This window comes from uncultured Algibacter sp. (assembly GCF_947495925.1).
Classification (GTDB): Bacteria; Bacteroidota; Bacteroidia; order Flavobacteriales; family Flavobacteriaceae; genus Algibacter_E.
The window spans coordinates 40,652-66,484 of sequence record NZ_CANMAU010000002.1 but is presented as its reverse complement, the minus strand read 5'-3'; the positions used below and the strand labels follow the sequence as shown (position 1 = coordinate 66,484).

19 protein-coding genes are annotated in these 25,833 nt (G+C 33.8%); 4 read left to right on the top strand and 15 right to left on the bottom strand.

Annotated elements, in window-relative coordinates:
* Positions 1-7 precede the first annotated feature (7 nt).
* From Q0857_RS03590 to Q0857_RS03580, 3 genes are read right to left on the bottom strand one after another with little or no spacing between them, the layout of a single operon-like run.
* On the bottom strand, positions 8-1,696 hold the full coding sequence (locus Q0857_RS03590; protein WP_298532290.1) for a hypothetical protein: 1,689 nt from the start codon (positions 1,694-1,696) through the stop codon (positions 8-10).
* Between the two features lie 37 nt (positions 1,697-1,733).
* Positions 1,734-3,227 carry a GH3 auxin-responsive promoter family protein gene (locus Q0857_RS03585; RefSeq protein ID WP_298532288.1) on the bottom strand — a complete coding sequence of 498 codons (1,494 nt, stop codon included), beginning with the start codon at positions 3,225-3,227 and terminating at the stop codon, positions 1,734-1,736.
* Positions 3,228-4,097 (bottom strand): M23 family metallopeptidase, encoded by an 870-nt coding sequence (locus Q0857_RS03580; RefSeq protein WP_298532286.1) that lies wholly within the window; start codon positions 4,095-4,097, stop codon positions 3,228-3,230. It abuts the gene before it with no gap.
* A gap of 173 nt (positions 4,098-4,270) precedes the next feature.
* On the opposite strand from Q0857_RS03580, the gene tatA reads away from it, so the two are divergent.
* Complete coding sequence (tatA, locus tag Q0857_RS03575) at positions 4,271-4,453, top strand: twin-arginine translocase TatA/TatE family subunit (protein ID WP_298532284.1); 183 nt, start codon at positions 4,271-4,273, stop codon at positions 4,451-4,453.
* 74 nt (positions 4,454-4,527) lie between these two features.
* Here the strand turns inward: tatA and Q0857_RS03570 are convergent, their stop codons facing one another.
* The 4 genes from Q0857_RS03570 to Q0857_RS03555 form a co-directional block, all read right to left on the bottom strand.
* The gene (locus Q0857_RS03570) at positions 4,528-5,505 is read right to left on the bottom strand and encodes a DUF4837 family protein (RefSeq protein WP_298532282.1); all 978 of its coding nucleotides are present in this window, start codon (positions 5,503-5,505) and stop codon (positions 4,528-4,530) included.
* A 23-nt stretch (positions 5,506-5,528) separates the two neighbouring features.
* Positions 5,529-7,124 (bottom strand): lytic transglycosylase domain-containing protein, encoded by a 1,596-nt coding sequence (locus Q0857_RS03565; protein WP_298532281.1) that lies wholly within the window; start codon positions 7,122-7,124, stop codon positions 5,529-5,531.
* A gap of 79 nt (positions 7,125-7,203) precedes the next feature.
* Entirely contained in the window at positions 7,204-8,391 is a 1,188-nt protein-coding gene (pgk, locus tag Q0857_RS03560; protein WP_298532279.1) for a phosphoglycerate kinase, read from the bottom strand.
* Between the two features lie 118 nt (positions 8,392-8,509).
* Positions 8,510-9,577: a DUF2652 domain-containing protein gene (locus Q0857_RS03555; protein ID WP_298532277.1), complete on the bottom strand. Its 1,068-nt coding sequence runs from the start codon at positions 9,575-9,577 to the stop codon at positions 8,510-8,512.
* Positions 9,578-9,814: 237 nt separating this feature from the next.
* On the opposite strand from Q0857_RS03555, the gene Q0857_RS03550 reads away from it, so the two are divergent.
* Complete coding sequence (locus Q0857_RS03550; protein WP_298532275.1) at positions 9,815-10,681, top strand: GNAT family N-acetyltransferase; 867 nt, start codon at positions 9,815-9,817, stop codon at positions 10,679-10,681.
* Between the two features lie 112 nt (positions 10,682-10,793).
* The gene (locus tag Q0857_RS03545; RefSeq protein WP_298532273.1) at positions 10,794-11,948 is read left to right on the top strand and encodes a DNA polymerase III subunit delta'; all 1,155 of its coding nucleotides are present in this window, start codon (positions 10,794-10,796) and stop codon (positions 11,946-11,948) included.
* Between the two features lie 42 nt (positions 11,949-11,990).
* Here Q0857_RS03545 and Q0857_RS03540 read toward each other — a convergent pair whose 3' ends face one another.
* The 3 genes from Q0857_RS03540 to Q0857_RS03530 all read right to left on the bottom strand — a co-directional run bounded on the left by Q0857_RS03540 (position 11,991) and on the right by Q0857_RS03530 (position 16,288).
* On the bottom strand, positions 11,991-12,845 hold the full coding sequence (locus Q0857_RS03540) for a DUF4249 domain-containing protein (protein WP_298532271.1): 855 nt from the start codon (positions 12,843-12,845) through the stop codon (positions 11,991-11,993).
* A 4-nt stretch (positions 12,846-12,849) separates the two neighbouring features.
* The gene (locus Q0857_RS03535) at positions 12,850-15,225 is read right to left on the bottom strand and encodes a TonB-dependent receptor (protein ID WP_298532269.1); all 2,376 of its coding nucleotides are present in this window, start codon (positions 15,223-15,225) and stop codon (positions 12,850-12,852) included.
* Positions 15,226-15,385: 160 nt separating this feature from the next.
* A complete protein-coding gene (locus Q0857_RS03530) occupies positions 15,386-16,288 on the bottom strand; it encodes a LytTR family DNA-binding domain-containing protein (protein WP_298532267.1) in 903 nt (300 codons plus the stop codon).
* Between the two features lie 122 nt (positions 16,289-16,410).
* Between Q0857_RS03530 and Q0857_RS03525 the strand changes: the two genes are divergently transcribed.
* The gene (locus Q0857_RS03525) at positions 16,411-18,210 is read left to right on the top strand and encodes an arylsulfatase (RefSeq protein ID WP_298532265.1); all 1,800 of its coding nucleotides are present in this window, start codon (positions 16,411-16,413) and stop codon (positions 18,208-18,210) included.
* 119 nt (positions 18,211-18,329) lie between these two features.
* Here Q0857_RS03525 and Q0857_RS03520 read toward each other — a convergent pair whose 3' ends face one another.
* The 5 genes from Q0857_RS03520 to Q0857_RS03500 all read right to left on the bottom strand — a co-directional run bounded on the left by Q0857_RS03520 (position 18,330) and on the right by Q0857_RS03500 (position 25,803).
* Positions 18,330-18,851 (bottom strand): OmpH family outer membrane protein, encoded by a 522-nt coding sequence (locus Q0857_RS03520; RefSeq protein WP_298532263.1) that lies wholly within the window; start codon positions 18,849-18,851, stop codon positions 18,330-18,332.
* 226 nt (positions 18,852-19,077) lie between these two features.
* A complete protein-coding gene (locus Q0857_RS03515) occupies positions 19,078-19,929 on the bottom strand; it encodes a class I SAM-dependent methyltransferase (protein ID WP_298532261.1) in 852 nt (283 codons plus the stop codon).
* Between the two features lie 88 nt (positions 19,930-20,017).
* Entirely contained in the window at positions 20,018-21,889 is a 1,872-nt protein-coding gene (gene mnmG / locus Q0857_RS03510) for a tRNA uridine-5-carboxymethylaminomethyl(34) synthesis enzyme MnmG (RefSeq protein WP_298532259.1), read from the bottom strand.
* Between the two features lie 76 nt (positions 21,890-21,965).
* On the bottom strand, positions 21,966-22,382 hold the full coding sequence (ybeY, locus tag Q0857_RS03505) for an rRNA maturation RNase YbeY (RefSeq protein WP_298532257.1): 417 nt from the start codon (positions 22,380-22,382) through the stop codon (positions 21,966-21,968).
* Positions 22,375-25,803: a DUF4175 family protein gene (locus Q0857_RS03500; protein ID WP_298532255.1), complete on the bottom strand. Its 3,429-nt coding sequence runs from the start codon at positions 25,801-25,803 to the stop codon at positions 22,375-22,377. Before Q0857_RS03500 ends, ybeY begins: the two co-directional genes overlap by 8 nt.
* Positions 25,804-25,833 lie beyond the last annotated feature (30 nt).

The window sequence follows — 25,833 nt, the reverse complement described above, 5'->3', positions numbered from 1 at the left end:
ATATTTGTTAGTTAAGTATTTGTTGTAATATCGTTTTTGTAATTAAATATGTTGGTCTTACACCAGAGGTTCCTAATCCCCCAGATGCTAAAGTGGCTCCCGTTTCTAAGGGATTATCACTCGCGTAATATGCATATCGAACTTTAACGTCTCTCCTGATGCTTCCACGTACCTTTGATGCTGCTTGAATTGCTTTTTGATAATGCGCTCCTTCCATCTCTAAGCCTATAACTTTCCAAGTAGAATTATAAAAGAATTTTAAAATATCTTTATTTTGCAGAGAAGTTCCCAAAACCGTTATCATAGATCCCTCAAACACATCAACACCTTTACCTTCTAGGTCCTCTTTTCTTAATTCATTTTTAAAAGGATAGTTATCTGCTGTACCCTCAAATAAATGAGCGGAAGGAATCATTATATCTCCTTTTCCTCCTTCTAATATTCCAGCTTTTCCCATGATAGAAACAGACTCAACATTCAAATAAATCTTTTCCCCTTTTACAACATAAGGTTTCAACAACTCATCGATAGTTTCATAAGCCTGTTCTCCAAAGGCATAATCCATAACCAAAATAACTGGCTTTACTTCTTTTAGAACACTTCCTGAAACCTCAAGATTAATCTTAGAAACATCCATTTTAGCGGTATCAAAAAGTTGAACATCAATATTGGCTCTTGAGTCATCTTTAATATATGTCATGCCGTTTTGCAACGCATCCTTAGTCACTTTATTACGCAAAGCCTCATTTTCCTTTTTACTCAAAGCTTCATAAACATCAACAATGTCTTTGTTCGATGTTTTTGATTTCAATGAATTTCCCGCAAAAAGGGTATTCATTACACTATGCATGTTAGCGCTTATTATATGAATAGGTCGATTAATTAAACCTTTATTATAAAGAATCTCCTTTATTGAATCTGCCCATATTTCACCATGTATATGATGCCCAATACGTTCTCTTAAAACGGGGCTAAATGTTATCGTTCTTTTGTTATTATGGACCAATTCTTCAATAGCCAACTTGCCCAACCAATAAACAATATGTAAAAACCTTTCTGGTTGAGATGGTGATGAAAAAGATTTATAAACAGTACCTATTTCATTAAAAGTTCTTCCCAAAATATTAGCAGCATGGGTTATTGCAACTTCTCGTTGATCTTGCGATAGTTTCTTTTTTGAAAGCACAACCTTTTCAAGCTTAACCCAATCTCTAGTGGTAGAACCCTCTTCATCAATTAAAACACGATTTCCAATTTTATGAGACTCAACAAAAAGAAAAGTTAAATGCGTTAGAATATCATAAATTTCTGAACGCCCTCTGGTAACTTCAATATTCATCTGCTCAGCATCAATTCTGTAGCAGTTACGACGCCTTTTTTCAGGAATTATAGGTTTGAAATGAGAATTTGAATAACCCTCATCACTCGTTAAATTAATGAAAGAGCACTCCTCAATACCCTGAGGTAATCTATCAGTCACATACAATAATCCTTCCAATTCCGCTTTTTCTTCGCCAATAGAACCATATATTTCCGGACGCAAAAGAAGTAACGCTTGTCTTAAAGTTTCTCCAGAAATACCCATGGGCTTATAGAAGCCACGATTGAATAAATGCCGCATAGTAATATACATCCGCTCAATAGCATTTGAGCTCTCCTGAGCCCGCGTTCGTGCATGATGTTTTTTACTTGCCATAGTTTAATTTGATGGGCCAAAGATAGTACTATTTGCGTTAATTTACATACGCTAGACCGTCTACTATTTTCCTATCATTAGACAATCTAGGAATTTTATTTTGACCACCAAGTTTCCCAACAGATTTCATATAGTCTTGAAATCCATCTTTTTTTACTTTCGTGACTTTTAAGGGGCGTAAAACCTTACCTTGAATCAAATCGAAGTAATACGTATTTTGCTTCTGCAGTGATTCATCTATTTTCTTTTCCAAAGCAGAAAGATCTTTTGGTTCATTTTCAAATTCTACAAACCATTCGTGATAAGGTAACCCCTCATCTGGATTTATTTGTGGGGCTACAGTAAATTCTGAAACGCGAACGTCTGAGGCTAAAACAGCATCTTGCATGGCCTGTTCTACTTCTTTTCCTATAACATGCTCTCCAAATGCTGAAATAAAATGCTTTATACGCCCAGAAACTATAACTCGATATGGTTTTGTTGAAGTAAACTCCACCGTATCTCCAATATTATAACTCCACAACCCCGCGTTTGTTGAAATTATCATGACATAATTAACGCCAACCTCAACATCCTTAATAGTAATTCGTTTGGGGTTATCATTGAAAAACTCGTCTGCCTTTACAAATTCATAAAAAATACCAGAATTAAGTTGGAGCAACATACCCTTTTCATTTTGCTTATCTTGATATGCAAAAAAGCCTTCGCTTGCAGGATATAACTCGATACTATCAACTTTTCTCCCTATTAAATTTTCGAATTTAGCGCGATAAGGCTCATAATTAACACCTCCAAAAATGAACAAATTAAAATTCTTAAAAATATCGCCAACTTTTTTCCCTGTTTTCTGCTGAAGTTTTTCAAAATACATCTGAACCCAAGATGGGATTCCTGAAATTACGGTCATGTTTTCAGGTAAAGTTTCCTCAACAATAGCATCCACTTTTGTTTCCCAATCTTCAATGCAATTCGTTTCCCATGAAGGCAATCTGTTTTTTTGAAGATATTTTGGAACATAATGAGCAACAATTCCTGAAAGTCTACCTAACTGAATCCCATTTTGTTCATTAAGTATTGGGCTCCCTTGTAAAAAAATCATTTTACCTTTTACAAATTGGCTTTTCCCTGTTTCATGAATGTATAATAAGATAGCATTTCTTGCCGCCTCTACATGACTAGGCATACTCTCTTTGGTAATAGGAATATATTTTGAACCTGATGTTGTTCCAGATGTTTTTGCAAAATAAAGAGGCTTCCCTTTCCAGAGAACATCTTCTTCTCCAGCCACAACCTTTTCAACATAAGACTTTAACCCTTCGTAATCTCTAATGGGAACACGTTTTACAAAATCATCGTAATTATTAATACTTACAAAGTCATGATCTTTTCCAAAAGCGGTTCTCGTAGCTTCAGCTATTAAATCTTGAAAAACCAGTTTTTGAGTTTCTACAGGGTTTTTAGCCCATTTTTGAACCTTTTTAAACACTCGTCTTGCAAATGGTTTTGCTAAAGCAGATTTTAATGAAATCATTTACTTAAAATCTATAAAATTAGTTGGGTTTATAGGATATCCATCGTTCCACAATTCAAAGTGCAAATGAGGTCCTGTTGTTAATTCACCAGTATTTCCAGCAGTTGCAATAACTTCTCCAGATTTAACCAAATCTCCTTGTTCTTTGGTTAATGAAGCACAATGCTTATAAATTGAAATCAAGCCATAACTATGTTCTACAATAATAACATAACCTGTACTGGCAGTCCATTCAGCAAAAATAACTATACCATCTGCGGTAGCCTTTATAGGCGTATTTTTTGCCACAACAATATCAACGGCATAATGTTTTTCTTTAGCATTATATGGCTCACTTATTTCTCCATTTACAGGAGGAAACAACACAAAATTTGTTGCGGAGGTAGCAGACTCGAATAAATTGTACTTGTCTTCTTTATCTACTTTCTGACGTAGTAGTGAATCTTCAGCTGTAGGAGCTAAATCAACCTCATTTGCTTCAATTTTTACCGCTTCTATTATAGAATCTTTATTAAAATCAACAGCACTTACATCTCCTGTTAATACTTTTTTTATGGACTTATAATACCTGTCATTCATTAAAAGAACTTGTTGTAAAGAATCCGTTTTATAAGTAAGTTCTGTGGCCTTCTTTTTTAATGCTGTTGATGAGTACCCTGGTATATATTCCCTAAGTGGGGTAAATGCAATAATAAGATAGGTTAATGAAATAAAAAAAACCGCCATTAAAGACCCCATAACAAAAACATTAAGCCTCGTCAATTTAAAAGAAAGACGTTCTTCGAATGTGTTTTCATTAAGTATAACCAACCTATACTTGTCAAGCAGTTTACGTCTTAATCTTTTAGGTTTCTTTTTCTTATTTGCCATTAAAACAAAAATAAAGAGAATTTATGAAATAGCAGGATGTTTAAAACAAAGTCCTGATTTAATTTTTAATAGTAATCATGTGATTTTAGCAATGATAATCAATACACTAAAGTTATATATAAAACGATATTATTAAACTATAATTATTAACTTTGTCTTTTAAAATTTTATTTATGAGCTTATACATGTTACCATTGGCTATTGGACCTTGGCAAATTGCATTAATTGTTGTGGTTGTTTTATTATTGTTTGGAGGTAAAAAGATACCAGAATTAATGCGTGGGTTAGGAAGCGGTATTAAAGAGTTTAAAGATGCTAGCAAGGAAGAAGACTCTAGTGAAGAAAATAAAAAATAGTAATTAATTTATTGATAATAAAAAAGACCAACACAATTTATGTGTTGGTCTTTTTTATACAATCTATATTAGTCTTATTTTATTTTAACCGATTTTATAATCGATTCTAACTCCAACATATAATTTCTTTTTTCAACTGAAGGCGCAAAGGCAAAACCCTCAATAACTACCCAGCGATTATTGATTTTATCTTCAATAGCATAGTTAATAAAAGGCCCGCCCATAAATGCATTTTTCACATCCCAAATACCTTTAGTTTCAAACGTAGGCTTGTTATCCAAAATAGTTTCACCAATAAAAGGTGCGTATGCATTTTCAGTAACCATATACGAATCCTCAACAGGTCCCTCAATATAAGTTTTTCCAATAGAATCTCTTATTTTTATAATTTGATTAACCACGCTGTCATTTCTTTTTATAGCATCAAATGGTAATTCATAAATCATTAAGTTATTGGTGCCTGTAGTAATATCTTTTCTTATCCAGAAAAAATCATCGGTTTGTTTTGCTATGCGGTATACAGAAGCAAAATCAAGAGTCAATCCTAATTTTTCCTTAATAATTGTAAACGTATGAGGCGACTTTGCCATTTGTCGTTGTCTTTCAGCCAACTCCTCATTTCTAAACGTTTCTATAATTTTAGATTCGTTTTCTTTAATCACTTTTACAATGGCTTCTCTACTCTTACCAGTAACTACAATCACTTTTTGAGGTGTGGCATAAACATCTTCTAAAATTTCAATACCAGCCTCTTTATTGGTTTCAATTTTTAAAACGGTTCTGTTTTTTGTTACAAAGCCCGAAAACACTGAAGTTGGAATCTGACTTATCGTAAACGTAGGTTCATCTTGAGGTAAACCATAAATTGGCTTTGCTAGTACTGCTCTTATAGCATCTCCAATACGGCCATCCCAAAGCTCATTTTCCGTTACAACAGACACACTGTTTATTGCCCCTGAGGCGTCTGGAAGAAATTTTTCGTTCGTTTTTTTCTTGCTATTACAAGACATTAAAAGCATCAGTGTTAAGACAGAATAAAGAATATGCTTCATTTTAATTACATGTTTTTTGAAATTTAGCCTTTAGAAATCTTAAGCTTCATTCCTGGTTTTAATTTACTACCACTAATACCGTTCCAATCTTTAATGTTTTGAACAGAAACTCCTGGAAATTTTTGTGATATACTCCAAAGAGAATCGCCATTTTTAACTGTATACGAAATGACTTCACCAGAAATTGGTGTTGGTTTTGTATTTGTATTTACAACCTTTTTTGGAGTCACATAGGGTTTTCTAGGATATATAGTCAGACGTTGTCCTACTTTTAAATTATTACTTCGTAAGCCATTCCACCTTTTAATATCGCTTACCCTTACACCATACATTCTCGAGATTTTACCTAAATAATCTCCAGATCTTACACGATACCTCACTCTATCGCTTGCCTTAGAAAATTGAGGCAAGGGTTTTTCACGCTTATCGAACTCTGCTTTTGCGAAAGCATATATTTTTTCTTCATTATTTACAAAGTTCCCGATAACATTTATTGGTAGTCGCAAAACATAATTTTCTTCTTTTAGAAAAGGAATAATATCCAATTTGTAGGACGGGTTTAAAAATTGAAGTTCTTCAATAGGCGTTCCTGTAACTTCTGACACTTGATCTAAGGTAATCATTTGTTTTACCTTTATCGTATCGGTTTCAAAATAGGCAAATTCAGGCTTAGAGTTCACTACAAAATCGTGTTCTTTAGCATATTCAAATATGTACATATTTGCTAAAAATGCAGGTAAATACCCGGCTGTTTCTCTTGGTAAATTATGACGAATATTCCAATAATTTTGATAGCCTCCAGAACGTCTAATGGCTTTAGAAACATTTCCTGGTCCAGAATTATAGGCTGCCAAAGCCAAATCCCAGTCTCCAAAAATTTCATATAACTTTGATAAGTATTTAGCGGCTGCTTCTGTAGACATAATGGGGTCGCTGCGCTCATCAACATAACTACTTACATTAAGCCCATACATTTTACCGGTACCATACATGAATTGCCATAATCCTGTAGCTCCAACTCTCGATTTTGCTCTTGGCTTAAGTGCCGATTCAACAATAGCTAGATATTTAATTTCAAGAGGAATATCGTGCTTATCTAATTCTGCTTCAAACATTGGAAAATAAAAGGCACTTAAAGTCATTAACTTCTGCAAATACTTTCTTCTGTTTTTTAAATAGGACTTGATAACTCTTTCCAATGATGGATTATATTCCACATTAAAAGGGGTTTTAGCATCTAACGCTTTTAACCGAGATTTTAGCGTATCGGTAGGAAGTTCAGGGTATTCAACAGGTTCAAAATCTAACTCTGTAACTATTTTATATATGGTATCGAATGAAACATTATTATAAAGTTCTTCATACCATTTTTCATCATAATTAGCCGCAATTTCAAGGTCTTGTAAGTTTTTAACAGAAAGACTATCGATAGAAGCATGAAGATCATCAATTTTCTTTGAAGCCTGATTATTAAATAAAGAATCCTTAATATGAACATTGGGAACAGCAACAGAGTCTTTTGAAAGATTACTATCCTGCACTAAACGAGAGTCTTGTACCTGCGAAAAACAAGTACTTATATTGACAAGTAATATGATTATAAAAAATCGCAAAGCCATAAAATCAATTCAGTTGGTTATTGAACGAGATTATGGCGAAAATCGTATTTTTTAAGCTAATTTGAAAGAATATAGCTTATTATTCTAAAATAGCAGCGATTCCTGGAAGGGTTTTACCTTCTAAGCTTTCTAGCATAGCTCCTCCTCCAGTACTTACATAACTTACCTTATTTTCAAAACCAAATTGCTTCACTGCTGCAACAGAATCACCTCCACCTACTAATGAGAATGCTCCATTTTTGGTTGCTTCAGCAATTGAATTTCCTAGCTCGATGGTACCGTTTGCGAAACTTTCCATTTCAAAAACACCTAATGGTCCATTCCAAAGAATCGTTTTTGATTGCATAACCACATCATGAAATTGAGCTCTTGACTTAGGTCCCGCATCAACACCCTCCCAACCATCAGGGATTTCATTAATCTCTACAATTTGAGTATTTGCATCGTTGCTAAAATCATCAGCAGCAACTGTATCAACAGGAATATGAATTTGTACGTTCTTTGCTTTCGCTTGTTTTAAAATATCAAGGGCTAATTCCATTTTATCGTCCTCACATATAGAATTACCAATTTTTCCGCCTTGAGCTTTAACAAAAGTAAAAGCCATTCCTCCGCCAATAATTAGGTGATCAACTTTATCAAGAATATTTTCAATAATAGTAATTTTCGAAGAAACCTTTGCACCTCCAAGAATGGCAAGTACTGGTTTTTCTCCTGTTTCCATTACTTTTTTAATACTATCAATTTCTTGAGCTAATAAACTACCGAAGCATTTTTTACCTTCAAAAAATTGAGCAACAATAGTTGTTGAGGCATGTGCTCTGTGAGCTGTTCCGAAAGCATCGTTTACATAAACATCACCTAATTTTGATAATTTCTTAGCAAACCCAACATCTCCAGCAGTCTCTTCTTTATAAAAACGTAAATTTTCTAATAATAAAATTTCTCCAGACTCTAAACTTGCAGCAGCAGCCTCAACATCTGCCCCAATACAATCTGAAACAAATTTTACGTTTACGCCTAAAACATCTTCAACTTTAGCAGCAATATGCTTTAATGAAAACTCATCCTGAAATCCCTTTGGACGCCCAAGGTGCGACATTAAAATACAACTTCCGCCATCCTCTAAAATTTTAGTAATTGTTGGTTTAGCAGATACAATTCTAGTAGCATCGGTAACTTCAAAATTTTCATTTAAAGGCACGTTAAAATCCACACGAATAAGTGCTTTTTTATTTTCAAAATTAAAATCGTTAAGGGTTTTCATTATTATATATTTTGTCTTTTAAGTAATTGAAACACAAATGTAACTAATTAAAAGCCTATATAAAATGTCTTTTTTTACGAAAACGTTTGAAGTATAAAAGATTTTAAAAAAACTAAACCTAATCAGGATAATTAGGGCTAAAACCAGAATCAATAAGTAATACGAGTTCCTTAATGTTTTCAGAAATAGCACGTTTTAAAGTTCTTTTTAATAGGGGTTTAAAAATCACACCGAAGGGTTTAAAGTCTGCAAAAATCTGAATATTCATTTTGGTATAACCGTCTTTGGTTTCTTCCAAAACAAAATAATTATTAAACAATTTAGTAAAAGGCACATTGGTGGTAGATTCGCCGTAAACTAACTGGTTTTTATTTACCGTTTTGGTAACTGTTGTCTGTATTACATCATCATTTTTATTAAACAGACACTTATGCTTTTCGCCAGCGCGATTTACTTTGTTTTTTTCATATTCCATTTTATCTACACCTTTTGTCCAAAGTAATCTATAATCAAAGTTACTTATCACCTCATATAAATCATTTACAGCCATTTTTATAGTTTCTGTTTCGTCGTACAATTTATACTTGGGAATATTCTCAGGAATAGGATCTATTTCTGGCACCTTACTTTTTAAATGTTGCAAGGGGTTATACTGAAAACTTATATTACCAAAATCATACTTAGTAACCAAACTATTTTCGCTTTCTGTATTTACAGGTAAAACCGCGTCAGTAAAAAGAGTATACTCATCTAAGGGCACTTCATTTTTAAGAAGTCTATGCACTTTTATAACATTGCTACCATATGGTTTTTTAGAATCTTTAACACTTATAAACTCAATTTCTCCATAATGCACCACAAATTTCAACTTAAGATTATATGCAGAAGAGCAGGCACCACAACTGCAAATGCGCTGAAGTTCGTAACGTTTTAAATGGGTATGAAATGCTACATACATAGCTTCAATTTGATTTTCTAAAGTCGAAATATCAACCGCTTCGCTCAGCTTATATAAAAACAAAGCGTCCCCTTCAATTTCGGCAAGTTCTAAGCCCATTTGGTTACTATCTATAAGAAGCTCCAGAAGCTCAGCAACAATATGCTTACTATGTGCAATAGCGGTATGCTGCACAAACTCTGTAAAACCAGAAATATCGGGAATAAATAAAATCGCTTTTTGCGACATAGCGTGGTTTTATATTTAATTGAACTTATAAAAATAGGTCGATTTATTTTTAATTTGTTACAACATCTTGTTAAAATACACTATTTGACATAACGCTTTATTGTTAGTATAAGCCAACTTGACTTTACCGGAAAAAAATGATAAATTCGTTTAACGCGTTATAAAAAGCTTTAAGACAACTTTTTATCAGAGACATTGTAACCAAATATTGGAAAGTAAAATAAATAACACCAATTTGTGGAGATAAACTTAGAACACTTCGAGTTAAAAAAACTTAACAGAGAAGACTTAAAAATTTTGATTGAATGGGCAAATAATGAAGGCTGGAATCCGGGGGAAAACGATTTTGACGTATTTTGGAAAACCGACACAGACGGATATTATGGATTCTATCATGAAAACAAATTAATCGCTGGAGGTGCCATCATTTCATATAATCAAGTTTTCGGATTTATGGGATTGTTCATTGTTCATCCAGAATTCCGAGGTCACAAAATTGGAAAAAGGCTATGGTATTTAAGAAGAGACCTTTTACTCAAAAGGCTTAAGAAAGGGGCAACTATTGGTATGGACGGCGTGGTCGAAATGCAAGCATTTTATGAAAAAGGAGGATTTAAGACTGCTTATAGAGAAGAAAGGTTTGAAGGTATAGGTCAAGAAGCCACCTTAAGCAGAGATGTGTCTAGTATAGAAATAGAAGATTTTGAAAAAATAGCTAATTATGACTTCAAGTGTTTAGGTTATAAGAGGAAGGTGTTTTTAAAAAACTGGATTACGATTCCCAATAGCAAGGGTTTCAAATTCACACAAATAGATGAGCTTACAGGCTATGTTGTTCTCCGAAAAGTTAATTCTGGGTATAAAATAGGGCCTCTATTTGCAAATAGTTACGAAGTTGCGGAAGAATTATATAAAGCCTGCCTAAACTCAGCAGTAGGAAAGCCAGTGTATCTGGATATTCCCGTTATAAATAAAGGAGCTGTTAACCTCATGAAGAAATATAAAGCTAAATATACTTTTGAATGTGCTAGAATGTACTATGGAGACTCTCCGAAAATGGCTATTGATAAAATATTCGGTATAACAACATTCGAACTAGGATAAAAACTGGTTACAACTAAGCGGAAAGAAACGTCTTAACCTTAGCAGGGAAACACCCAAATAATGAACTCGTTTAAGCTTTTCTATTTGCTAAAAAATAATTTACATTTGTTCGATGCTATTTTCGGAAGTTTTAGGGCAAAATCACATAAAAAATCACCTTACCCAAAGTGTTGATAATGGACGAATACCACATGCGCAATTATTTGTTGGTAATGAAGGTTCCGGTACTTTACCCATGGCTTTGGCTTATGCTCAGTACATTTTATGTTCTAATTCTGGAGCAGAAAACAATACGGGCAATGAAGCTTGTAACCTTAAGTTTAAAAGTTTTTCACATCCCGATTTACATTTTGCATTCCCTGTTACGACTAGTAGTAAGGTAAAAAGTAAACCTGTTTCCAATTTTTATTTAGAAGAATGGCGGCAGTTATTAAATGAGCAGCCTTATGGAAACCTTTTTGATTGGTACAAACTACTTGGTGTTGACAATAAACAAGGACAAATTGGTGTTGATGAGGCTCATGAAATTGTAAAGTCGCTTACTTTAAAATCGTATGAAGGGGGTTATAAAGTGATGCTCATTTGGATGGCAGAAAAAATGAATACGGCCTGTGCCAATAAGCTTTTAAAGCTAATTGAAGAACCTCCAAACAAAACTATTTTTTTACTGATTGCTGAAGATGAGGAACAGATTATAAATACCATTAGGTCGCGATGTCAAATATTACATTTTCCGCCATTAGCCGAAGATGTTATTAAAGCCTCCCTAGTAAAACAATACAATTTAGAACTTTCGGTAGCTACTAAAATAGCACATCAGGCAAACGGGAATTACAACAAGGCTTGCGACATGGTGTATCATGATTCTGAAGACACGCAGTTTGAAACCTGGTTTATATTCTGGATTCGTAGTGCATTTAAGGCAAAAGGCAATAAAGCTGCTATTCACGATCTCATTTCGTGGAGTGAAGATATAGCAAAAACTGGGCGAGAAACCCAGAAGCAGTTTCTCAATTTTTGTTTAGATTTTTTCCGTCAAGCACTTTTATTAAATTATAATGCCACCGATTTAGTGTTTTTTGAACCTAAAACAGATAAATTCAAGTTAGAGAATTTTGCGCCTTTTGTTCATGGCAATAACATTATGGATATTAGTAATGAGCTGCAAGATGCTATTTACCATATTGAGCGTAATGGAAACTCTAAAATTATTTTAACTGACTTATCCATTAAATTGACCAGATTATTGCATAAGAAAGCAGAATAAAAACCCAGCTAAAATGTTAATTTAGCTGGGTACACTGCAAACCTATTCCTGCTCTACAAACGTATAATTCACTGTATCAAATTCTGAAAGCCTAAAATAACCATGTGCATAATTATCAGGGTTATCTAGGTTAATACAATTACCTTTTAGCTTTACTGGAATTGTGGTAAACGGATCACCTCCGCTATAATACTGTTCAATTAATAGCCTTACGTAATTAAAATACTCTTCAGAAACACCGTACAAAGAAATATCTACCACATCTCCTGGGTTAAACTCGGCTTCGGGGTCGTCATCATCTCTTTCTTTTTCAAAAAACTCGTCAAGCTCGTTTCCATTTACAAACTCATCCGGAAAATCTTCCAATACTGGTAAAAGGTCGCCTTCTTCAATAAACCGTATCATATAATAATTCTCTTCATCTACAGGGTCATCCCAAAAAATATAGACATCTAAAATATCATCATAAAAACCACCCTCAAGTGTTTGTTCTACTTTTTTAATTGGAGAAACAGATCTCAATGTTTCGGTTGCATAATAAGTTTCATTATTATAAACAATTTCTAAAGTATACGAATCATTAATTATAGGTTCAAAATTTGAAATATTGTAAGATCCATTGTTTTGATCTGCGAAAACATATTCAACTCCACTGTTTACATTCGTTACTTTTACGCTAGCTCCAGATAAAGGGACAAATTTGTTGGTATCAAAATATGGTGTTGAGGTACTTAAAGTAATGGTTTGATTGTTTCCCGGTGTTCCTTTTTGCCAATCTAATGAGGCTTCAATAACTAACCTTGGTTCTGCACTAGGAACAGTTACTTCTATAACATCTTCACACGATGTTATGCTTATCAGTACTAAAAATAAAAGTGATTTTATATAGAATTTCATAATCTTAAAATTTAAAGTTATAGGTTACAGAAGGGATGACACCAAAAATGGCAATTCTAGTAGCTTCATTATTTCCAGTATCTTGATTTTGATTGAATGAAATTGAAGCTGCATTTTTTCTATTATAAACATTGTAAATACCAAATACCCACTCGCCTTTCCAACGTCTATTTTTTTTGTTTTTTGGAGTAAGTATGGCTGAAACATCTAATCGGTGATATGCTGGCAACCTGCTTTCATTTCTATCGGAATAACTTCCTATAGATAAGCCTTCATATTGATATTGTCCATCTGGGTACGTAATAGGTCTACCGGTTTGATATACTAAATTCGAACTAAATCGCCACTTATCATTAAATTTATATGACCCTGTAATAGAAATATCGTGGGTTCTATCATAAGGTGTATTGTACCATTTCCCTCCATTTATTCCGGGCCCACCAGCATTTCCTCCAAGTGTTCTTTGTTCAGATTTTGATAGCGTATAGGCAAACCAACCTGTAAAGTTTCCTTTATTTTTTCGAAATAAAAGCTCTACACCATAAGCTCTAGCCTCTCCATTTAATATTTCAGTTTCAATGGTATTGGTTCCTATTAAATCTGAGCCATCTACGTAATCGATTCGGTTATCAATGGTTTTATAATAGGTTTCTAACTCCATTGAAAACATATTGTTTTTAAAGTTTTTGTAGTATCCTAAGGCATACTGATTTGATAATTGTGGTTTTATATATTTACCACTGGGTGTCCAAACATCAACAGGCGTAACTGCTGCTGTATTTGAAAGCAAATGCATGTATTGCGAAGATTTTGTATAGCTTCCCTTAACAGATGACGTTTCGTTTAATTGATAAGCTAGACCTAGCCGAGGTTCAAAATTATTAAAAGAGGCAATACTTTCACTTTTACCGTAATAAGTCTCTCCAGAAGCTTCACCCTCTTCATAAATATCAAGCTTATTATTATAAACTACCGGTTGATTATTTACATAATCTGTTACAAATTGGCCGCCTAATCTATTAAATCGGCTATAACGCAATCCATATTGAGCCGTGAGTTTATTTGTTAACTGATGTTCGGCACTTACATATAAACCGCTTTCAAAAGCTCTTTTCTGTTCTAATTTTAAATAATTGATTGGGGAGGTATTTGAGGTTGGTTTGACCTCTCCAGGATTCAAGTTATAAAGTATCCCGCTGGCACCAAAATCTATTCGAATTTTGTCATTAAGATAATACCCAAAATCATACTTTAAGTTATAATTTTTAATATCTGCAATCCAATCTAACTCCGCAAACTTGAGTTCAATTTGATAGTCATATTTACTATAGATTAACGATAAGTTTGAAAACAGTTTGTCATTAAAAACATGATTCCATCTTAAATTTCCAGAGGCATTCCCGTACTGATTTTTAACAATATTATTTAAATCGAAGATGTCTCTTCCAAAATACCCAGAAAGAAATACTCTATTGTTCTTATTTAAGTGATAATTTGTTTTAAGGTTTAAATCGTAAAAGAAAATTTTATCATTTTTCAAGTCTTCAATACCCTTCATAAGTAAATGCGCGTAAGATGTTCTTCCTGCAATTAAAAAAGAACCTTTATCACTAAACACGGGTCCTTCTAGGGCTAATCTGCTTGTAATCGTACCAATACCACCGGTAGCAGCAAAGCGTTTACTATTACCATCTTTTTGATGCACATCTAGAACAGACGATACTCTACCTCCAAATTTGGCAGGAATATCACCTTTATATAGTTTGACATCCTTTATTGCATCTGTATTAAATACAGAAAAGAATCCGAAAAAATGCGACGTATTATAAATAATAGCTTCATCTAGTAAAACTAAGTTCTGATCAACGGCTCCACCCCTCACATTAAAACCTCCTGTACCTTCTCCATTATTGGTAACCCCCGGAAGCATTTGAATAGATTTAATAACATCAACTTCTCCAAGAACAGCTGGCATTTGTTTAATAGTCCCTGCCTTAAGTTTAGAAACTCCAGTTTCAGGACTTTTAATACTAACCCGCTCAGACTCCTCTGCAACTATGACAACCTCCTCTAACTGTTCTGTTGATTCTTCTACTTCGAAATCAATAAGCTGATCTTTATTTAAAACAACTTCTTGGGTTGTTTCTTCATACCCCATATAAGATACAACTAAGGTATACGTGCCTTCTTCCGCAGTTAGCGAATAAAAACCATAGGCATTTGTAATGGTTCCAATAGTCGTACCTTTTAAATAAACGGTGGCTCCAAGCAGGGTTTCTCCATTTTTAAAATCTTTTACTGTGCCCCTGACGCTATGCGTATTTTGGGCGGTTAGTGTAATACCCAATAATAGGCATAATCCTAATACAATTTTCTTCATTTTGATGTGTTCGGTTTTTGATTGTTAATACTAATAGACAACCCAAACTTTAAAGGGTTGCATGAAAAACAACAACGCAAAGAAAATTTTAATATTTACTCAAAGTGTAGTAAACATTGAGGTTTGGAGTGAAATACTAATTTTTGGAGTGAAATAAAATCTAGAATGCCTTTTCAGGTAATACTTCGTTACTAATTATACTTAAATACGATTTTGATATGGGTACTTTTAAGGACGCTATTTTAGAATTAATCAAAAAATCCTTGCCCTGTTCTTTAGCTTTACGATCAACATTTAATAAGTTTACCGCATAAGATCGATGGCACTGCTTTATTGGGAAATTCTCTGTTTGAATTAAAAAGCTTTTCATTCTATTTCTAGTAATATGCTTTTTAACTTTTTCTTCTTTTAGATAATGAATTAATATATATTGATTGCTTGATTCAGCATATAGAAAATTCTTTAATTCTACCGAAAAATCTATATTGTCATTTTCATCTTTAATCTCTAAAAGCTCTGTTTCCTGAGTCATATCGAAATTACTTTTGAAAACACTTAATTGCTCTCCTAACTCGCTTATTTCATAGTTTAGATTCTGAATTAAAACATAAATAATACTACCAACAAAAGGGAATACCAGAACAACAATAACCTTAAAAAATATTTTGAGCTGAAAAACTAAATTGAGTTCCTTTTCAAAATCATTTCCTAAATCAGGAACGATAAAAGAAAAACCAAAGCTCACTAAAGTCAGCCCTAAGGCCTCAAAAATATACCAGGTTACATACTTTTTAATAGACACATTTTCAAAACCAAACCATTTTCGAGCAAAAAATTGAGAAAATGAAAGCGTTAGAAACGTACTTAAAGCTACAGATAAAAAGAATAGTACTAGATTAATTAATGTATTCTCAGGATTAGAAACTTCTTCCGATAGCCCATAAGGTTGAAACAAAACTAAAAAGGTAATGGCAAAAGCCGTGGCGCCAATAACATAAATCCATTTGTTTTTATTTGAATCGAAATAGTCAAACGGCTGTTTTAAAAAAACTTTAATTTTCATGGTTGTTAAAAAAAGATGAAAATACTAAAACGACTAAAGGCGAACCTGTATTTTTTTGTTAAATGATAAAACGCTTTAATTCGTTCCTTATTATGTATTTTTAGTGTATCAAATCTAACGCAATGAGTTTTAAAAAACTAGTTTTAATCTGGATGCTTTTAGTAAGCTATAATTACACTTTTGCTCAGAGTAAAACGCAAGAAGTACGCAAACCCAATGTTATTTTAGTTTTAACCGATGATCAAGGCATTGGCGATATAGGTTGCCATGGTAACCCTTGGCTTAATACCCCGAACCTCGACAAATTCTATAAAAATGCTGTACGCATGACCGATTTTCATGTTAGTCCAGTATGTACCCCAACTCGAGGAGCGATTATGACTGGGAGGTACCCTATTAATAATGGAGCGTGGGCTACCTATAAAGGACGTGATGCATTATCCACAAATAACCAGACCATGGCCGATATTTTTAAAGTAAATGGCTATGTAACAGGAATTTTTGGTAAGTGGCATCTGGGTGACAACTACCCGGTAAGACCAACGGATTGCGGCTTTGATGTTGCCATCCATCATAAATCTGGTGGCGTAGGTGAATTGTCAGATTATTGGGGAAATACTTATTTTGATGATGTTTACTGGGTAAATAACGAACCAAAACAATTTGAAGGATATTGTACTGATGTTTGGTTTAATGAAACTATTAAGTTTATTGATAAAAATAAAGATAAACCATTCTTTATTTACTTACCTACCAACGCTCCTCATGATCCGCACTATGTTGCCGAAAAATATGCAAAGCCATACAGGTCTTTAGTAGGCAAAGAAATATTTAATGCTGAATTTTATGGCATGATTTCGAACATTGATGAGAACTTTGGTAAGTTAGAAGCTTACTTAAAGAAAGTAAACTTAACAGACAATACTATCCTAATCTTTATGACAGATAATGGCACGCAATACGGATATAGTGCTGATGGAAAACTAGGATATAATAATGGGTTTCAAGGTAGAAAAGGAGAGCGGTTTGAGGGAAGTCATCGTGTTCCCTTTTTTATCAGGTGGAAAGACGGTAAGATTAAAGGGGGTAAAGACATTGATGCGGAGACAGCACATGTAGATCTCATACCAACTTTGGCTGAGCTGTGCGAACTTTCAATTCCAGATGATAAAAAATTAGACGGTGTAGATTTTTCAGGGTTACTCACGAATAAGCATGAAAAGTTAGCTGATAGAACCATCTTTGTTCATAACCGACAAGATTGGCGCCCACCCACAAGCGTAACTAATACGTGTATAATTAAAAATGACTGGCGTTTGATTAACGGTAAAAATCTATTCGATATTGAAAAAGACAGGTTGCAAAAAAATGATGTATCCAAGGAGTTTCCAGAAATAACCAAGGAATTACTTAAGTCTAATTCTAAATTTATTAAAACCTCTAAAACCTATCCGGAATATAATGAGCTTCCTGTGAGCATCGTTGGAAATGAAAATCAGCTGGAAATCACCCTAACCATTCAACATGCCATTGGAGAAAGTACTGGTATATGGAAAGCTGAACATGTTGCAGAAGGCAAAAAAAACTCAAATAACACCCACGCCATTGAAGTTGAAAAAGATGGTATTTACCAAATAGAGTGCAGAAGGTGGCCCAAAGAATGTCCGGGATCTATATGGGGAGTTCCTGAAAACAACCCAAAGAATTTTTATAAATACAAAACCATCAAGCCAGAAAAAGTAAGGATCCGAATAGCTAATCAAATTCTTGAAAAACCAATTGATGGTACTAGTGATGCAGTCATTTTTAATTTAAAGCTTTCAAAAGGGAAAACTTTACTGCTTAATGATTTTATTGAAGGGGATGAAACGTACGGTGTGTACTATACTTATATCAAACATGTGTCAGGAAAAACATTATAGTCGTTACACATCTATTCGAAATTTAAAAGCCCAGACACAAAATTGTATCAGGGCTTTTAAATAAGTGTTTTCTAACCTCTGATAATCAATTAAGTAATTGATTATCAGTAAGTTAAATATCATTTTTCGTATTCTGCGTTAAGAGCTTCCAATACGGTTTGTGTTAAATCATTCTCATCCTTACCATACATAACAGAAGCAGCAGCTTCACTTGTTCCTAAAATATAAGTGTAGCCATTCTTCTTTCCATAGTCCTTAACATAATCTTTCACCTTAACGATTAACGTATCTATTTCCGTTTGGAATTCTTGAGTTAATTGTTGTTGCTCAAACTGCATTTGTTGTTGTAGCATTTGCTGTTTTTGCTGCAATCCGCCCATGAGCTCCTCAGCCTTTTTTCGATTGGTTGAAGCTAATTTCTGTGCTTCTGCCTGAGTATTTTGAGCTTCCATCTGAAAAGCTTGACTAATACTATCTGCTCTTTTTCTAAAAGATTCTTCTCGCTCTTGAAATTTAGCTTCTACATCTTTCTTCTCTTGATAATCGTTAATTATCGTTCCATTATCTACAAAGCCTATTTTTTGATTTTGACATGAGAAAACAGAAATAGCAATTATAGCTACATAAAAAATATTTTTCATTGGTTTGTTTTTAAATCCGAACAAATGTAACAAAGTATGTTAAAATTGATTCTTTAATTAGTTGGATTTTAACATATAAGAATAATTTATAACAAACATGTTATTCGATTATAATTAACTATTAAAACTGAATTGATATAAAGGCATGTAAAGCCCTTTTAAAAAACGCAGTAGTATTTATCCATTTCAAAGCAAGAGCGTTTAAATAACGTTGCTAAAATGAGAATTAGATGTTTTTTATAATATATATAAGAGATGAAGCCTCTTTTGAGGAGCACGCCTTAAGATTTGACAGCAAGCCAATAAAAAATCCTTTAATGGGTTTCATTTTACCAGACTTGTATTTTTCAGAAAGTAGACTTACATAAAATGCATCAAACCACATAGGTTTTACTTTTTCTACTTCAAAATCTTGCGTTACCATTAATTTTGAAATAGATTCTTGATTAAAGTGCCAAAGATGTCTGGGCACATCATAAGCGGCCCAAAATTCTTTATAATGTTTTGCATCATAACTATTATAGTTAGGAACCGCAATAACTAATCTGCCCTTGGGCTTTAATAACTTCTTAAAGCTAACTATTTGACTTTCTAAATCTGGCAAATGCTCTAAAACATGCCAAAGTGTAATGACATCAAAACTCTTCTTTTTAAAGCTTGATAGTTGAGAGGTATCAAAAACTGTAGCATTCGTTTTTGAATTCGCTATGACCCTTGCCTCACTATTAGGCTCAATTCCCGAAATAGTCCAGCCGTTACTTTGAGCAATTTGCAAAAAATCTCCAGTTCCACAGCCAATATCAAGCAAGTGTTTTTCTTCAGACAGAAATGAATTAATTAAACTTAGCTTCTTTTTTAAGGAAAATGTCCGTACCAAATGATACACCTTTTCAAATAGATTTCGCTTAGAATCTGTATGCGAAATATAGTCTTCGCTTTCGTAGTAAGTGGGTAACTTTTCTAAAGAGGGTTGAGGTGTGGTTTCTAAAAAACCATACTCGCTATTTTGAATCAACTTAAATTCCTCACCCGAAACCGAATGGTCTTTTACGCTTAAAAAAATAGATTTGTTTTTCATTTGAAACGGATTCTGAAACAGATATTCAGCAAAAAAAAAGAAGATTTACATTATATGTTCCACGTGGAACGTTGTTTTTCGTTGAGAATTACCTACCCATATAAACCAATAGAACAGAAATATCATTAGGTGAAACACCACTAATTCTTGAGGCTTGTGAAACTGTTGTTGGCTGAATTTTTTTAAGCTTTTCTCGTGCCTCAAAACTCATAGATTTTATCTGCGAATAATCAAATCCTTCCGGGATTTTCACATATTCTAATCGTGTTAATTTATCAGCATTATTTTTTTCCTTGGCAATATACCCAGCGTATTTTACTTGAATTTCTGCTTGTTCAATAATTTCCCTATCCAAATTATTATCCTGAATATAAGCTTCTACACTGTCCACTTTTCTCACATCATCCATCTCAATGTTTGGCCTCGCAAATACTTTAAACAACTTTCCAGATTGCTTTACAACCGCAGATTTTTTACTTTCTAAAATAGGATTAATCACTTCAGGCTTCACACTTGTCTTTTCAAAGAAGCTAACAAATTGTTCTGCCGCTTCATGCTTTTCTTCCATACGTCTTAAACGTTTTTCAGACGCTAATCCCAATTCAAAACCCTTAGGCGTTAAACGTAAATCGGCATTATCCTGACGCAATAACGTTCTATACTCCGCCCGGGAAGTGAACATTCGATAAGGCTCTTCCGTTCCTTTAGTAATTAAATCATCTACCAAAACCCCTATATAAGCCTCATCCCTTTTCAACATAAACGGGTCTTTTTCCTTAACCTTAAGGCTTGCATTTATACCTGCAATTAAACCTTGAGATGCCGCTTCCTCATATCCCGTTGTTCCATTAATTTGTCCAGCAAAATACAAGCCATCAACCAACTTTGTTTCCAAAGTATGCTTTAATTGTGTAGGTGGAAAATAATCATATTCTATAGCATAACCCGGCCTAAAGAACTTAACATTTTCAAAACCAACTACAGATCGCAGCGCTTTAAATTGCACATCTTCCGGTAATGATGTAGAAAATCCATTTACATAAACCTCACAAGTACTCCAGCCTTCAGGTTCTATAAACAACTGATGCCTATCTTTATCAGCAAATCGATTAATTTTATCCTCAATGGAGGGACAATATCGCGGCCCTAAACTTTTAATCCTGCCATTAAACATAGGCGACCTATCGAAACCTTCTCGAAGTAAATCATGCACTTCTACACTAGTATAAGTCATGTGACAAGCACGTTGATTTTTTAATGGTTTTGTACTATCCAGATAAGAAAATTTTTCAGGGTTTTCATCTCCAGGCTGTTCCAACATTTTAGAAAAATCCAAGCTTCTACCATCAACTCTTGGAGGTGTTCCAGTTTTCATTCTTCCCGAATCAAAACCCAAATCAACCAACTGCTCTGTAATCCCTGTAGCCGCTCTTTCCCCAGCTCTTCCTCCACCAAAATTCTTATCTCCAATATGAATTAAGCCATTTAAAAAAGTGCCGTTTGTAAGCACAACCGATCTCCCTTTTATTTCAATCCCTAAAGAGGTTTTAACACCTACAACTTTATCTTTCTCAACAATCAACCCAGACACCATTTCCTGATAAAAATCTAGATTTGGAGTTCCTTCCAGTAACATCCTCCAATCTTCCGCAAACCGCATCCTGTCACTTTGTACCCTCGGACTCCACATAGCAGGTCCTTTAGATTTGTTAAGCATTTTAAACTGGATAGCAGAAGTATCAGACACAATTCCACTGTAACCGCCTAAAGCATCAATTTCTCTCACAATTTGCCCTTTCGCAATCCCACCCATTGCAGGATTACAAGACATTTGAGCGATGTTCTGCAAGTTCATGGTTACTAATAGCGTCTTACTACCCATATTTGCAGCAGCAGCAGCAGCTTCGCTTCCAGCGTGACCTGCTCCTACAACAATAACATCATAAACCTCATTAAACATACATACTGCTTTTTACAATTCATGTTCCACGTGGAACATGGCATTCATTTTGGTTTGCAAATATACGCTGAAATCTTTAATTCTCTATAAGTCGTTGTAGGTAGTAATCTTCCTTTGCACGCATAACTTTAGCATCTGCATCAGTCTTATCCTTATACCCACAATAATGAAGAATACCATGAATAATAACTCGATGTAGCTCATCAGAAAAATCCACACCAAAATCTTTTGCATTATCCGCAACACGTTCTACAGAAATAAAGATATCGCCTTGTACAACTTTTCCGATAGAGTAATCGAAGCTTATAATATCCGTAAGCGTATCATGATTAAGAAATTCAAGGTTAAGCTTATGCAAATATTCGTCATCACAAAACACATAATTAACTTCTTCAATCTTATGCTGTTCTTCACGTATGCAATTTGTAATCCAAGTAGAAATCAATTCTTCTGAAGGCAAATTAAACTCCGTTTCGTAATTAAAATTAATCATTACTTCCCTTAAAATATTCTTGGACCTTCTTCTTATAAATTTGCTGCAAAGGTAAAGCTTGTCTGTTTAATATTTCAGTAGTTTTAAAATATTGTTTCGCTGTAGGAAGCTGACTATTTGAACTATTAAAGAACTCGTTTTTATTGGATTCAGATTCACGTTTGTTATCCTCGCCCTGTTGTATAGCGGCATTCTCTAATTTTAACAATTGATGTTCCAAAACCATCATTTTTTGAAGCGTTTGCTTGGTAAAACCTTTATTTAGCAACTCCAATTCTATATTTTCCATTCGCCTAACCAACGCATTCCCACTCCCCCTTATTCCATCCTTAGCCAACCGTTTCTGAAGTGCCTCACGTAATTGTTGCTGCCTTTGGTAAATTTCATAAAGCAATTCCTCTTGCCCATTTCCTAAACCTTCACCTCCTTCACCGTTCATATCAGATTCATTACCAGATTTATTTTTTCCATCTTTACTTCCTTTTTTGCCGTCTTCACCTTTATTACCAGACTTATACCCATCTCCTTTTTGCTTTCCTTCTCCTTCTTTAGGTTTGCCACTTTCCCCCTTTTTCATACCATCCTCCATCATTTTATTTAATTCTTCCTGACTCATAATAATGTCAGGCAATTGCATATCCCCCTGTCCTCCCTTACCAGCTGACATACTCATACTTTCTTGCATACCATCTAACACATCACTTAAAAAATCAGACAAATTATTTGCCGCAGTAACGGCAAACTGTTGCTTAGACACACCTTGATACAACTGATTTTCTGCCATTAAGCTTAAGGCATTATCAATATTATAATACACATCGGCAATCTCCTTATTTACTTGCTCAGACAATTTAGGTTGCCTCAATGACAAAGCGAATAAACTATCATCAATATGCTCAAAATGTTCACGTAGATTTCTTTGTTTTTTAAGATAAGACGCAAACTTGTTATGATTTACTTCAATGGATTTAAAACGGCCCATCAATTTTTCTTGGTCGAACGAAAACAGTACCAAATTATCAAGTATTTGTCTTATCATATCGGCATCCTCTTCCATCTGCTCACCACCACTAGCCCGCATCGCGCTCTCCATTTGCTTACTCATTTTTTTCATTTTTTGAGCAGCCTTCTTTTGGCTTTTCCGAGCATTGTTCATATTCTGATTTGGCTCCTCTTTTGACCCACCTGGCTCGTTTTCTGAATCCTTTTGTTGTTCTTCTTTATCTAATGCTTCCGAAGCGTTTTTCTGCTCCTTTTCAACTTCCTTTTCATCTAACTTATCTCTTGGAATATCCATAGGCTTCTTCAACGCATTACTATCCTTTTCTAAATCATCCAATTCCTTTTTATAGTTATCGAACTCCTTATTTAGTTCCTCCTGCTTCTCCTTAGTGTTTTTTTCTTCAGATTTATTAGACAACTTCTCTTGCTCCTCAGCTAATTTTTTTAAATCATCGTTGAGCTTCTCCAGCTTCTTTTCAACATAAAAACGTTTTGTTAATTCCAAAAGCTGTTCCAAACTTCGTCTCTTATTTTTATTTTGTTTGGCAAGTTCATCCAACTTTTGAGTCAACTCTTCTTTGTTAATTTTATCTTGAAGTTTCTTTATTTCCTCTAAAAGCTTCTCATCTTTCTCCAATTTTTCCTCATTATCCTTTAATCGTTCTCTCAAATCTTCCCTAAACTCATCTTTTTCTTCATTTTCTTTATTAAACTGTTCAAGATTATTCTTTAACTTTTTATTGAAGTTTTTCATCATTTCATCCTGCTGTTTCTGACGCTTCAAAAAAGATTCTAATCTTTTCTTATCATTAAAATTTAAAGTAGACTTCTCTTTTTGGGTTTTCGATAATTCCTCTAGTTTCTTTTCCTGCTCTTCAAATTTCTCCAAAGATTTATTTAAATTTTTTATACCGTCACTCTGCTCTTTCAGTTTCTTTTTTTCTTCTTCTGCTACGGTTCTTTTTCTATATGTAAAAACACTACTTTTAACAGTTTTATACCCGTTAACTTCATCATTATCAGATACTTGAAAGTATAATTGATATGAAATTCCTGCTTCTATTTGATAATTATTCGGAAATGCACTTATGAATTCGTGAATGTTCGAACCAGATATCGGTGTCTTTACAAAAACTTTGTTACTCTCATCGTCTGCAGGGTAATACACTAACTCCAGTTTTGTAAAACCATAATCATCGCTAATTTGACCAAAGAAATATAGCGACTGCAAATCCAAACTATCCTTTTCTACCTTTAAATTAATTTCTGGATATTCATCTTTTACAACATCAATATTGAAACCCAAACTTTCATAATTCTTTAGTGCGGCATTACTAGTACTTAGGGTATAACTATAATCTGAAAACACCTTTTTTGTGCATTCAAATATTCCATCGTCCAGTGCTTCTAATTTAGTCGTATCCGCAGCATAAATATTAACCTCATCTGTGCTCTTAGTGCTCAACCTCCATTTAATATTTGTGCCCTCGGGAACAATGGCATTGCCAGTACTCTTAAAAATCTCATCTCTCTTTCCTGTGTAACTAGGATAATCGAGAACCATTTCAAAACTTAATAATGACGGTGTTTTAATAAGGTTTAATTTATACGGTTTCGATGTTACATCATTTGCAGACAACTGAAAAGTAATAGGTTCTTTAGGTTCCGTAAAAACATATTCAAATTCCCCAACAGCTTTTTGTTGTAAAAAGTACGTCTCATTATTATATATAATATGTACGCTCTCTGGAGTAACTTCCCCGGCTGTTTTAACTAATAATTTGAAATCTTCGTTTTCTACGCCATTTAAATTTTCATTGACCACAAAAAACTGAAAAGGAGCAGGTGGCTCATAAGCAGTTTTAAAATCAATAACCCGCTTATAACTACTACTAAACCAGTCTATATTTCCTGTAAAAAAAGTGAAAAGCAAAATAATAACCGGTATTGCAGCATACTTCAAATACTCTAAATTTTTTCTAAAATTAATAGCTAGTTTAAAAGGAACCGGCTTCAACTCAGCTGATTTTTGTTCTATACTTGCAAGAAATAATTCAGATTGTGAATTTGCGTTGCGCAACTGAAGTACATTTAACAGTTTATCATTAACACTAGGAAAATGACGACCAATAATCTTTGAAGCCATTTCGTAATCAATACCTTTCTGAAGCTTCAATAACTTAGATAAGGGAATACATATAAACTTAACTAAAAGGCCAAATTCAACGGCAATAAACAACCAAAATAACAGTGTTCTAAACCCTGTACTTAACCATAATACATGTTCAATAAAAAGTGTAAACAAAAAATAGAGTAAGCCAATTGCAAAAAATAAAATAGCCCCTTTAAGCAACTCATTAGCATAATATCTTCTAATAAATCCTTCTAGCTTACTTTGTATGGTATTAAAATTTGTCATCTAGACGATAAAAATAAAGCATTTCTTAAA

What these genes read in the sequence shown, in the direction of transcription:
- pgk (WP_298532279.1), bottom strand. Translation starts at nt 8,391, where the DNA reads ATGAAAACCCTTAACGATTTTAATTTTGAAAATAAAAAAGCACTTATT.
- Q0857_RS03545 (WP_298532273.1), top strand. Translation starts at nt 10,794, where the DNA reads ATGCTATTTTCGGAAGTTTTAGGGCAAAATCACATAAAAAATCACCTT.
- Q0857_RS03515 (WP_298532261.1), bottom strand. Translation starts at nt 19,929, where the DNA reads ATGAAAAACAAATCTATTTTTTTAAGCGTAAAAGACCATTCGGTTTCG.
- tatA (WP_298532284.1), top strand. Translation starts at nt 4,271, where the DNA reads ATGAGCTTATACATGTTACCATTGGCTATTGGACCTTGGCAAATTGCA.
- Q0857_RS03520 (WP_298532263.1), bottom strand. Translation starts at nt 18,851, where the DNA reads ATGAAAAATATTTTTTATGTAGCTATAATTGCTATTTCTGTTTTCTCA.
- Q0857_RS03585 (WP_298532288.1), bottom strand. Translation starts at nt 3,227, where the DNA reads ATGATTTCATTAAAATCTGCTTTAGCAAAACCATTTGCAAGACGAGTG.
- Q0857_RS03500 (WP_298532255.1), bottom strand. Translation starts at nt 25,803, where the DNA reads ATGACAAATTTTAATACCATACAAAGTAAGCTAGAAGGATTTATTAGA.
- Q0857_RS03530 (WP_298532267.1), bottom strand. Translation starts at nt 16,288, where the DNA reads ATGAAAATTAAAGTTTTTTTAAAACAGCCGTTTGACTATTTCGATTCA.
- Q0857_RS03565 (WP_298532281.1), bottom strand. Translation starts at nt 7,124, where the DNA reads ATGGCTTTGCGATTTTTTATAATCATATTACTTGTCAATATAAGTACT.
- Q0857_RS03580 (WP_298532286.1), bottom strand. Translation starts at nt 4,097, where the DNA reads ATGGCAAATAAGAAAAAGAAACCTAAAAGATTAAGACGTAAACTGCTT.
- Q0857_RS03570 (WP_298532282.1), bottom strand. Translation starts at nt 5,505, where the DNA reads ATGAAGCATATTCTTTATTCTGTCTTAACACTGATGCTTTTAATGTCT.
- Q0857_RS03590 (WP_298532290.1), bottom strand. Translation starts at nt 1,696, where the DNA reads ATGGCAAGTAAAAAACATCATGCACGAACGCGGGCTCAGGAGAGCTCA.
- Q0857_RS03525 (WP_298532265.1), top strand. Translation starts at nt 16,411, where the DNA reads ATGAGTTTTAAAAAACTAGTTTTAATCTGGATGCTTTTAGTAAGCTAT.
- Q0857_RS03555 (WP_298532277.1), bottom strand. Translation starts at nt 9,577, where the DNA reads ATGTCGCAAAAAGCGATTTTATTTATTCCCGATATTTCTGGTTTTACA.
- ybeY (WP_298532257.1), bottom strand. Translation starts at nt 22,382, where the DNA reads ATGATTAATTTTAATTACGAAACGGAGTTTAATTTGCCTTCAGAAGAA.
- mnmG (WP_298532259.1), bottom strand. Translation starts at nt 21,889, where the DNA reads ATGTTTAATGAGGTTTATGATGTTATTGTTGTAGGAGCAGGTCACGCT.
- Q0857_RS03540 (WP_298532271.1), bottom strand. Translation starts at nt 12,845, where the DNA reads ATGAAATTCTATATAAAATCACTTTTATTTTTAGTACTGATAAGCATA.
- Q0857_RS03535 (WP_298532269.1), bottom strand. Translation starts at nt 15,225, where the DNA reads ATGAAGAAAATTGTATTAGGATTATGCCTATTATTGGGTATTACACTA.